Source organism: Rhodovulum sulfidophilum DSM 1374, assembly GCF_001633165.1.
GTDB lineage: Bacteria > Pseudomonadota > Alphaproteobacteria > Rhodobacterales > Rhodobacteraceae > Rhodovulum > Rhodovulum sulfidophilum.
Genome location: NZ_CP015418.1, coordinates 761,905 through 772,500 on the forward strand (window position 1 = coordinate 761,905; position 10,596 = coordinate 772,500).

A 10,596-nucleotide genomic window follows, 5' to 3' on the forward strand; every position below is an offset into this window, starting at 1 on the left:
GATCGTCGCCGTCAGCCGTCAAACCAAACCTCGGGATGGAAAGGTGCTAGAACATCGCTCACACGCTCTGGGCGCATCGGGTCGAAGGCGGCACGCTCGATTTCTCCGTTGTCACATCCACGCGACAATACCAAGCTGACCCGCTTGGTTGGCAGGCATTCGATTGTGAGTCGATTATCACCTTCGGTCCAAGATGCGGTGATTGAGCCCCGACCATTGGTACCTATGCCCGGCCGTCGACTCGTCTTGGTGCTGAGTAGCACTAGAATGAAGGTCGCCAGCGCATTTGGGCTGACTAGTTCGTCTTCGTTTTCCCACGCATCCTCGTCCATCAGGTTCGCGAACTGCCGGTTCAACCCAGCGGTAAAACCCTTCGGCAAGTGCATTGAAATCTCGGAGATCTTGTGTTGGACGTACCGAAGTCGTTGTTCCAGCAGACTCAGATGGGAGGAAGCCAGGGATTCTTGAGCCTCAATCTGTTCGGCCCCGCCTCTCTGCCCGAGCAGCCCGAAGAACTCATTGATTCGGTCAAAGGCGCGCCCAGAAACCAGTGGTCCTCTGGGGGAAACTCCCATGTCGACGTAGGTCATTCTTCCACTCCTCCAAACAGCGCTCGCGCCTCATCGGTGAGGCACTCCTCAAATATCTCATTCTTCTCGTTCCGAATTTCACCTAGCGTGCGCATCAATTTTTCGTCGTCGGCGGGCACTGGTCGGCGCGTAAAGACGTCAATATCCAGCAAAATGCTGGAGTGACCGGGTAGCGGAGATGCCGTCGTCGCAAGGACAAGAGCGTAGTGAATCCCTTCCTTCTCGGTGGGTTTCACCACCCTCATCTGGAATTCCTCTATGACCCCACGATCATGACGAGGACCGTCGAAACTGACCGTCACATACTCGTCGGTGTTGATTGACGGCTTGGGAATGTCGATGCGGTTAACAAACCGCAGGCCCACCCGCGAAAATTCGTCGACCCTCAAGGCTGAGACGGTTGGGGAGAGCAATGCTAATGCGCGCTGAGAGAAATGCTCCCAACGGTCATAGGGCGCTCGTTGTACGAAGACGAGCCGTTGTTCTTCCAAAAAGACTATCTCAGAACCGTTCCGAAGAGCGATCTCAAAGCCGACCCGCCGCTGACGGTGCGAAAACGCACCTTCATCGACATTGACCGTAGCGTCGATCTGGAACCTCGACTTCGGTTCTTCAAAATCCTCAAAGGCAGGGGACGAAAGCACCGCCTCCAGTTCGTCTAGCGACTTCGAAGGCGACCAGCTGAACTGGAGCACCGCCTCCAAGATAGGCGCCTTTTTGTAGCGCAATCAGCCCTCCCGGCGGCTCGGTTCGCAGCCTCAGAAAATCTCCTAAGTTCTTGCCATTGAATCGAAAAGTTCATTCTGATTCAACAGGATAAAACGATTCCCGCTCAATGGCTTGCCTCGGTCTCGCTCCAGTAGAGTCCCTTCCTCCCCGAATCATCCTGCGAAAAGCGCGGTGCGCACGACTTGCACATCTGGATCAGGATCTGGGCACCACCCCCTGTGCGTAGCCGTTGTCAGCGGATCGGTGTGGGTTCCTCACACATGGGCGCGGCCCTTCTGCGTCACCCAAAAATCCCCCACAACCTGCATTAATAATTTTGAATCAGTTATTTAGGTTGCCGCCCCCAGGCACCACCTTTCAGGACGGCGTCCACGAGCGTCCTTTGCCGTTGCACGAGCCGCATGGCATCTGTTTCGGTCGGCGCCAGGACGTGCGGCCTTTTACCCGATTTATGCCACTTTTCCGGATTAATCCCCTGTTCATGTCCGCGCTCTAAAGCTGGGGGTGGGTGAATCGAGGTGGTGCTATGGCCGTTGGAACCAACGCGCCAGTCATCATCAAACGGAAGAAGGTTGTCGGAGGCGACGGGCACCATGGTGGTGCCTGGAAAGTTGCCTATGCCGACTTCGTGACGGCCATGATGGCCTTCTTTCTGCTGATGTGGCTGCTGAACGCGACGACAGAAAAGCAACGCAAGGGGATCGCGGATTACTTCAATCCGACGATTCCGGTGAACCGCGTGTCCGGCGGAGGAGAAGGCGCGTTCGGCGGCGATTCGATCTTTTCGGAGGATACGCTTGTCCAGCAGGGTACCGGCGCGACCCGGCCCAGCCCCTCGCCCGACCGTCAGGCCAAGGGCGAAATCGGCAGCGGTCCGCAGGTGCAGAAGGACGATGAGGGCGGGGCGTCGGCCAATGCCGAGGCCGAGATCCAGGCGCTCGAGCAAGTCGCGGAGATGCTCAATGGCAAGAGCGGCGAGACGCTCCTGAGCGAGCAGATGATGCGCCATATCGTGACCCGGCTCACCGATGAGGGCCTCGTTATCGAGCTGTTCGATATCGAGGGCGTGCCGCTTTTCGACGATCGCGACCGCCCGACCGAGGTTCTCGACGAGTTGATGGAGGTGATCGGGGCCGCCTTTTCCATCGTGCGCAACAAGGTGTCGGTGGCCGGTCATGTCAGCGCCCGGCCCGTCGTTCTGGTCGACAATCCGGTCTGGGACATTTCCACCCTTCATGCCCAGATCGCCCGCAAGATGCTTGAGGATATCGGCGTGGCGCCTGCGCGGATCGAGCGGGTCACCGGATATGCCGACCGCAAACCCGCGATCTCGCGGCCGATGGCGGTCCGCAACAACCGGCTCGAACTGACGCTCCTGAGGTCCGATCTGAGAAACTAGCGAAAATTTTGAATGTTAGGGCCGCGTTAAAGACAAAGGCCTTACCTCTGGTGCAACGGGAACAGCAGCAAAGAGGCGCCCCCATATGACGATTTCTTCCTCGCTCAACGCAAGCGTGGCCGGTCTCGCGGCAAACGCCACCCGCCTGGCGACGATTTCCGACAATATCGCGAACTCCTCGACCTACGGCTACAAGTCGGCCGAGGCCGATTTCCATTCGATGGTCATCAACTCGTCGCGGGGGACCTATTCCGCCGGCGGTGTCCGTCCCACGACCACGCGGTTGATCGACCAGCCCGGCGCGCTGCTGACCACCGCGAATGCCACCGACCTTGCCGTTCGCGGCCGCGGTTTCCTGCCGGTGATGACCGAATCCGAGCTCATCTCGAATGTCGGCAACTACACCATGTACATGACCACCACCGGATCGTTCCGGACCGATGAAGACGGCTTTCTGAAGACCAAGACCGGCCTCGTGCTGATGGGCTGGCCCGCGGATGCAGATGGATCGATCCCGTCCTATTCGCGCGATACCACCGACGATCTGGTGCCGATCCAGATCCAGACCAACCAGTTCGCGACCGAACCGACGACCGAAATGACGATCGGCGTCAACCTGCCCGCCACCGAGACGGCCTACGATTCCGCCTCGGCCACCGGTAATCCGCTGACCTTGTCGGTCGAGTATTTCGACAATCTCGGGACGTCGCAGAGCATCGAGATCTCCTATACTCCCGACACATCGGTCGCGGGCCTGTCGAACAGCTGGAACATGACGTTGACCGACTCGTCGACCGGGGCGGTCGTCGGAGATTACGATCTCGTCTTCTCCGACACCCAGCAATATGGAGGGACGCTGGAAAGCGTCGCGACCAATTCGGGCGGCGCCTGGGATTCGGCGACCGGGATTCTGACGGTGCAGGTCGGCCCCAACTCGGACACGATGTCGATCAATATCGGTGCCCAGCACAGCCGGTCGGTCATGACCCAGCTCTCGGACAGCTACGGCCCGACCACCATCTCCAAGAACGGCTTCCCGGTCGGCAACATGACCTCGATCGAGATCGACTCGAACGGCTTCGTCAGGGCAAACTTCGACACCGGGATCACCCGTACCCTCTACCAGGTGCCGATTGTCGATGTGTCGAACCCGAACGGTCTCTATGCCCATGACAACCAGTGCTACAGCCCGTCGGATACCAGCGGCTCGTTCTTCATGTGGGATGCCGGCGACGGGCCGACCGGCGATGTCGTGAGCTTCGCGCTCGAAGAATCGGCAACGGATGTGGCCGGGGAACTCACCGAACTGATCCAGACCCAAAGGGCCTATTCGTCGAACGCGAAGGTCATCCAGACCGTCGACGAGATGCTTCAGGAAACCACCAATATCAAAAGGTAATCCGTCCCGGCAGCGGGAAGAGGAGGTGACATATGAGCCTGAGCGCCAGCCTGGCCAACGCCCTATCCGGCCTCAATGCCGCTTCCCGCGGTGCCCAGGTCGTTTCGTCGAACGTGTCCAACGCGCTGACCGAAGGCTACGGACGGCGCGTTCTGGAAACGACGCCCAACACCGTGTCCACTTCGGGCAGCGGTGTGCAGGTGGTCGGCGTAAGACGCGATGTGAACCATCAGTTGATCGCCGACCGGCGCCTTGCCGATGCGGCTTCGGCCGAGGCCGAAACGCGCGCCGACGGTCTGTCGAAACTCGAGGCGGCCTTCGGGATATCGGATAGTGCCGACTCGATTTCCGGCGCCATTTCCGCCTTCGAATCGGCTCTGGTCGCGGCAGCCAGCCGACCCGACAGTGATGCGCGGCTTGCCGATGTTCTGGCGACCACGCAGACCTTGGTCGGGCGGATCAATGAGGCGGCAGATGACATCCAGCAGTCGCGGATGGATGCCGAAGCGGGCATTGTCTCGAATGTCCGGACCCTCAACGAGACGCTTCAGCAGGTCGCGGAACTCAACACCGAAATCCGCAAGCAGCGTTCCTATAACAACGATGCCAGTGCCCTTGTCGATCAGCGTCAGATCCTGATCGACAAGATCGCGGGGATCGTTCCGGTCCGCGAGATCGCGCGCGACAACGGCATGGTCGCCCTCTACACCGAAAACGGTGCCGCGCTGATCGACGGTCCGCCGGCGGAGTTCGAATTCGTCAGTGCCGGGGTGATCGTTCCAGAGATGACGGTCGAAGGCGGTGCGCTGAGCGGTCTGACCATGAATGGCAGACCGGTTCGGGTTTCGGGCACATATGCTGCGATGGGGGGAGGCAGTCTCGAAGCCCTTTTCGGGCAACGTGACATCGCTGCGGTCGACGCGCAGACCGATCTCGACGCGCTTGCCCGCGACCTGATTGAGCGATTCCAGGATCCGGCAGTCGATGCCTCGCTTGGAGCAGGCGACGCGGGACTGTTCACTAATTTCGGGGCGGCTTTCGATCTCGTCTCCGATCCTGACGCCGAAACCGGGCTGTCCACCCGGATCGGGGTGAACCTCCTTGCCGACCCGGATCAAGGCGGTGCGCTTTGGCGCCTTCGCAGCGGGCTTATGGCGGGGGCGTCCGGCCCGGTCGGAGATGCGAGCCTTCTCAATTCCATGGGCGACGCCTTGACCGCCAGTCGGGCTCCGAGTTCGGGATCCTATACCACTCAAGCCTTCACCATGGCTGATCTCGCTTCCGAAGTGGTCTCCGGAATTTCGGTTCGGTCGCAGACTGCAATCGAGCAGTCCAGTTTCAGCTCTGCCCGCGCTTCGGCTCTCAGCGAGGCCGAACTCGCCGAGGGTGTCGATACCGATTACGAGTTGCAGATGCTGATGCTGTTCGAGGAGGCCTATGCCGCCAACGCGAAAGTGATGAAGACGATCGACGAGCTGATTAACATGTTGCTGGAGATCTAGGTCATGTCTTTAATTTCCATGGGAGATCTTGCTCAGGGACTTGGACTTCGCATCCGCAATGCCGAAGTCAAGGCACAGTTTACGCGCCTTACGGAAGAGCTCGTCAGCGGGGTCACCGCCGATCCGGCCGCCCGTGTACGGGGCGATTTCCGCCCGCTTGGGGCCATCGACCGCAGCCTTACGCTGCTCGATGCTTATGACCTTGCGACATCCGAGACCAAATCGACCGCCCAGGTGATGCAGGCCGCGCTCGGAGTGGTCAGCGATACCGCGAAGGAAATCGGTTCGAGCCTGATCAATGGGTCGTCGGGACAGCATGGAAACATGATTGCCGCGGCGGGGCAGGAGGCTGAAGAACAGTTCCGTCAGGTCGTCGCGGCGCTGAACACCCGCTTCGCCGGCCGGAGCCTGTTCGCGGGCGAGGCCACCGATTCTCCAGCGCTCGCCAGCGCCGATACGATCCTCTCTGCTTTGGGTACGACGGTCAGCGGTTTGACGAGTGTCACCGATATCGAGACCGCCATCGACGACTGGTTCAACACACCCGGTGGTTTCGACACTGTTGCCTATCAGGGATCGACGGCCTCGGTCGGACCGGTTCGCCTCAGCGAGACGGAAACCGTCCGTATCGATATCACCGCGCTGGATCCGGCGGTTCGCGATGTCTTGAAATCACTGGCCACCGGGGCGTTGCTGGCCGATGAGACGGTCTTGTCGGGGAATCCGGTACTTCGGTCTCTGCTGGCCGAATCCGCAGGCGAGGGGCTTCTCACTGCCCGTAGCTCGATCACCGAGCTACAAGCGTTGCTAGGGGTGCGCCAGGAAAAGATCGAAACGATCGAGACCGAGAACGGCGCGAACCGGACGATGCTGGTGCTCGCCCGCGAGGGTGTCCTCGGCGTGGATCCCTATGAAACCGTAACAGAGATGGATGCTGTCGAGGCACAGATCGAAACGCTCTACAAGGTCACCGCGCGCCTGGCGCGCCTTAGCTTCACGAACTATATGCCATGATCCGTCGTCTGACCCTCCTTCTCGCCGTTTTGCTTGTCGCATTTCCGGCATTCGCAGCCCCGATCCGCATCAAGGATCTGGTGGAGTTCGACGGCGTCCGCGGCAACGATCTCGTCGGATACGGCCTGGTCGTCGGCCTTAACGGGACCGGTGACGGCATCCGGAACGCGCCCTTCACCGAAGAGATCATGTCCAACATTCTCGAGCGGCTCGGTGTCAACGTTACCGGAGAGCAATTCCGTCCCAAGAATGTTGCAGCCGTTCTGGTGACGGCCAGCTTGCCGCCTTTTGCGCGGTCGGGTTCCCAGATTGACGTGACCGTCTCGGCGATTGGCGACGCAAAAAGCCTGCTGGGCGGAACGCTTGTCATGACGCCGCTCAACGCCGCCGATGGACAGATTTACGCCGTCTCACAGGGAACGGTGATTGCCGGAGGCGCGTCGGCAGAGGGTGACGGGGCAAGGGTCGTGGAAGGTGTTCCCACATCCGGTGTTATCCCCTCCGGCGCACGGGTCGAGCGCGAGATCGATTTCGACTTCTCATCGCTTCGGCGGCTTCGTTTGGCGCTGCGTAATCCCGACTTTACCACTGCGGGGCGGATCGAGGCGGCGATCAACAACGATTACGGCCGCGGGGTCGCACGCATGCTCGATTCCGGCACTGTCATGCTGGACATCGCTGCTACTCGCGCGCCGTCGCCTGCGCATGCGCTTCAACGGATCGAAGGTATTATGGTCGAGCCTCAGCAGAAGGCCAGAGTCGTGGTCGATCAGAGGTCGGGTACGATTGTGATGGGCGAAGATGTGCGAATTTCGCGGGTGGCGGTGTCTCAGGGCAATCTGACACTGCGGGTTCAGGAAGAACCTCTCGTTATACAGCCGAATCCCTTTGCGCAGGGTCAGACGGTGGTCGTTCCGCGAACACGGGCCGCGATTGAAGAAGAGCCGGGGACCGGCCTTGCCGAGATCAACGAGGGTACCTCGCTTTCCGAAGTTGTGGCCGGTCTCAATGCACTCGGGGTTTCGCCGCGCGATATGATTGACATTCTGAAAAGCATCAAGGCCGCCGGTGCGCTGCACGCTGATTTTCTAGTTCGCTGAAGGTTCTCAGGTCGCTCCCGCTACCTGGTGGGTGTCCTACTTTTATTGGGCGGGGCATGACCTTCACGCTATCGGTTCCTCAGTCTGCAGGCCCGGCCCGGTGAGACGTCATGGTTCTTTATCACCCGGAGCGCAGCCTCTCGTTGCCTGGTCAATGTCGTCCAGTCTTGCGCAGCAAATACTTCAGCATGATCCCTGCCATTGTCTCTCGGACCAATGGCGTTCCAGTAGCTCGATCCAGCATGGTGCCGACCAGCAGGCGTATGAGCTTCGCGTTAGGTCGTGTCTGCTGCACATCTCCGTTCTGGGCATTCATGTTTCCTGCTCCTTGTGGCTCTGTTGCACAAATCCTGTGAGGGATTCACCTTTTGAATCCAGTGCGGTAGCTGGGATGCATGAGCAGACCCACATCCCCGACCTACAGGACCAGGAACTGGCCAGCCTACAGTAAGCCGGTGAGGGCGCCATTGGTCCGAGCCCACCGGCGCACCCGCTCAAGCGCCGGGGCTCGCTGACGATCTGGTTCGCCCCCGAGATGAGCTGGGATGCCGCTCCGACAGGCAGGCGTGGCCGCCAGCAGACCTACAGCGATGCTGCCATTCAGACATGCCTTTCGATGAAGGTGCTATTCGGCATGGCGCTCAGGCAGACGACCGGCTTCGTCGAGAGCCTGCTGCAGCTGGTTGGCCTCGACTGGACGGCGCCTGACTTCAGCACCCTGTCCCGCCGCCAGAAGACCCTGACTGTGAACATACCGTATCGCGGGTTCAAGGGGCCGCTGCACCTGCTGTTCGACAATGAGGCATTGACCGCCATTGGTCCGAGGACAATGCCGAATGGCATCAAGGTCGAGGGTGAAGGCGAGTGGCACGCCCGCAAGCATGGCGGCCCGAAACGGCGCGTCTGGCGCAAGATCCATCTGGGGATTGATGAGGAAACGCTGGAGGTTCGGGCCGTGGAGATCACAGGTAGCCACATCGGCGATGCGCCGGTGTTAGCCGACCTGCTCAAACAGATCCCGGCGCACGAGCAGATCGGCAGCGTCACCGCCGACGGTGCCTGAGACACCCGCAAATGCCACGATGCCATTGCTGACCGCGGCGCCCACGCTGTCATTCCGCCCCGCAAGAACGCCAAACCGTGGAAGACAGTCACCGCCGGCGCGGTCGCTCGAAACGAAGCACTGCGGGCATCGAAATACCTCGGTCGTGCCCTCTGGCGACGATGGAGCGGATACCACCGCCGAAGCCGTGTCGAGACGAAGATGCACTGTGTGAAACTGCTGGGACAGCGCCTCATGGCACGGGACTTCGACCGACAGGTCGCCGAGCTTCAGGTCCGTATCGCCGTTCTGAACCGCTACACCGCGCTCGGCATCCCTGTCACAGAGGCCGTGGGATAGGTCTGTCCGCGGAAAGGGAAACCACCGCCATCAGCTCTTTTGTGTAACAGAGTCCCTGCAGCCCATATGCAAATTTTCGCAACAACGCCGAGGCAGGCCGCAGGTCAAAATTTTGTAAATTTTTATCGGATTTTTTCAAGAATAGCTCAGTTTCTCCCGGGCTCCCATCTATTTGCTCGTTCCGTGGGCTGTGGCCGCAAAAAGGACGTAGCGGAGGCAACCCGTTTCGGTCGAATTTTAGGCAGCTAATCCTGTGCAGAGGAAATACTGCGAGCGGCCGCTGCAAGCTGGCCCGCCATGTGCCGCGCTGTCTCGATCGGGGAAGACGGGGCCCGTTTCGGTTATGCATCAGGATGTTACGGAAAACGTCCGGTGCTCAAATCGGGGGGCTTCGGTGCGCCGGAAGCGAAAAGATGGATGGTCGGGCCGCTCCGGCGTCGCAGCTGGAAATCGGTTATGCGAAACGAGGTCGTTTAAGAAACGCTCAGCGATTTTGGGGTAACGCTGCGTAAGGTGCCGCCAGGGGCTTCCGGCCGTGGCCGATGTCTCCATCGATGAGGTTTCCCATGCTCGCACTTCGTGTCGTGTGTCTTGTGCTCTTGGGCGGAGGCTATGCCTGCGCCGTCCAGGCCGGTGAGTTCGATTCCCAGATGCGGGCCTTCTACGAGGCCTCCGTCACGTCTTGGTCCGGTGCTCCGCAGATCCTCGATGCGGTTGCCGCACAGAATGCGCGGACTGCCGACATGACACAGGACGATATCGACCGGCTCGACAGGCAATGGGTCGCCGAAATCGGCGCCGTTTCGGAGCCATTGATCGAATCTGTAACCCGCAATCCGGTGTCGGATTTTTTGCGTGAGCAGCTGATGGCTCTGGAAGGGGCGGTGACAGAGATCATCGTGATGGATGCCCGCGGTCTGAATGTGGCGACATCGAGCGTTCCATCCGACTACTGGCAGGGCGACGAGGCCAAATACCAGAAGACGTTCGGTGTCGGCCCGGATGGCATGCATTTCGGTGAGGTCGAATTCGACGAGTCGAGCATGAAATATCAGGCACAGATCTCTTTCACGCTTGTCGACCCGGCATCCGGAAGACCCATCGGCGCGATGACTGTCGCGGTCGATGCGGAAGAGTTCCTCTGATCCGCCTTTCGAAGGAGAATGAAGGTGCAAGCCACTTCCCCCAGCACCCGTACGAAGTCTCTCGGTTCGTCGGTTTTCGTCCGGATCGCCGGTTTGATTGCCCTGACAATTGCTATCGTCGCGGCGCTCCTCATCACCTTGTCGGTACGTTCGACCCTGCAACTCGTGGACCGGTCGGTCGACCGGCTGATGACGCAGGTGACTCAGGCCAGTTCCGAAGCTCTCGGCGGTCATATCGCATTTCGCAACGAGGCCGAGATCGAGGCCGAGATGGCGCAATATATTGATGGGGCGGGCGAGGAACTGGTCCTGGTGG

General features: G+C 60.1%; 10 protein-coding genes and 1 pseudogene (1 of these 11 only partly in view). 8 read left to right on the top strand and 3 right to left on the bottom strand.

Features of this window, described 5'->3' with window-relative positions:
• Positions 1-11: 11 nt before the first annotated feature.
• Both A6W98_RS03815 and A6W98_RS03820 read right to left on the bottom strand, forming a co-directional pair.
• Complete coding sequence (locus tag A6W98_RS03815) at positions 12-590, bottom strand: hypothetical protein (protein ID WP_042458127.1); 579 nt, start codon at positions 588-590, stop codon at positions 12-14.
• Positions 587-1,318 carry a TIGR04255 family protein gene (locus A6W98_RS03820; protein WP_063490871.1) on the bottom strand — a complete coding sequence of 244 codons (732 nt, stop codon included), beginning with the start codon at positions 1,316-1,318 and terminating at the stop codon, positions 587-589. The genes A6W98_RS03815 and A6W98_RS03820 overlap by 4 nt, the downstream gene beginning before the upstream one ends.
• Positions 1,319-1,845: 527 nt before the next feature.
• On the opposite strand from A6W98_RS03820, the gene A6W98_RS03825 reads away from it, so the two are divergent.
• From A6W98_RS03825 to A6W98_RS03845, 5 genes are all read left to right on the top strand, one after another.
• A complete protein-coding gene (locus A6W98_RS03825) occupies positions 1,846-2,718 on the top strand; it encodes a flagellar motor protein MotB (RefSeq protein WP_042458131.1) in 873 nt (290 codons plus the stop codon).
• Positions 2,719-2,803: 85 nt separating this feature from the next.
• The gene (locus tag A6W98_RS03830; protein ID WP_042458133.1) at positions 2,804-4,117 is read left to right on the top strand and encodes a flagellar hook protein FlgE; all 1,314 of its coding nucleotides are present in this window, start codon (positions 2,804-2,806) and stop codon (positions 4,115-4,117) included.
• Positions 4,118-4,149: 32 nt separating this feature from the next.
• Positions 4,150-5,619: a flagellar hook-associated protein FlgK gene (gene flgK / locus A6W98_RS03835; protein ID WP_042458136.1), complete on the top strand. Its 1,470-nt coding sequence runs from the start codon at positions 4,150-4,152 to the stop codon at positions 5,617-5,619.
• A gap of 3 nt (positions 5,620-5,622) precedes the next feature.
• Positions 5,623-6,633, top strand: coding sequence for a flagellin (locus A6W98_RS03840; protein ID WP_042458138.1), 1,011 nt, complete (start codon positions 5,623-5,625; stop codon positions 6,631-6,633).
• Positions 6,630-7,733: a flagellar basal body P-ring protein FlgI gene (locus A6W98_RS03845; protein WP_042458140.1), complete on the top strand. Its 1,104-nt coding sequence runs from the start codon at positions 6,630-6,632 to the stop codon at positions 7,731-7,733. The genes A6W98_RS03840 and A6W98_RS03845 overlap by 4 nt, the downstream gene beginning before the upstream one ends.
• A gap of 151 nt (positions 7,734-7,884) precedes the next feature.
• Here A6W98_RS03845 and A6W98_RS22270 read toward each other — a convergent pair whose 3' ends face one another.
• Positions 7,885-8,049 (bottom strand): hypothetical protein, encoded by a 165-nt coding sequence (locus A6W98_RS22270; protein WP_155734711.1) that lies wholly within the window; start codon positions 8,047-8,049, stop codon positions 7,885-7,887.
• Positions 8,050-8,128: 79 nt separating this feature from the next.
• Here A6W98_RS22270 and A6W98_RS20120 point away from each other — a divergent pair.
• The 3 genes and pseudogenes from A6W98_RS20120 to A6W98_RS03860 form a co-directional block, all read left to right on the top strand.
• A pseudogene (locus A6W98_RS20120) lies at positions 8,129-9,135 on the top strand (IS5 family transposase).
• 566 nt (positions 9,136-9,701) lie between these two features.
• Positions 9,702-10,280 carry a hypothetical protein gene (locus A6W98_RS03855; RefSeq protein WP_063490873.1) on the top strand — a complete coding sequence of 193 codons (579 nt, stop codon included), beginning with the start codon at positions 9,702-9,704 and terminating at the stop codon, positions 10,278-10,280.
• Between the two features lie 24 nt (positions 10,281-10,304).
• Positions 10,305-10,596, top strand: partial view of a methyl-accepting chemotaxis protein gene (locus tag A6W98_RS03860; protein ID WP_247904416.1) — the 5' portion only. 1,541 nt of this gene lie beyond the right edge of the window; only the first 292 of its 1,833 coding nucleotides appear in the window; the start codon lies at positions 10,305-10,307; the stop codon falls past the right edge of the window.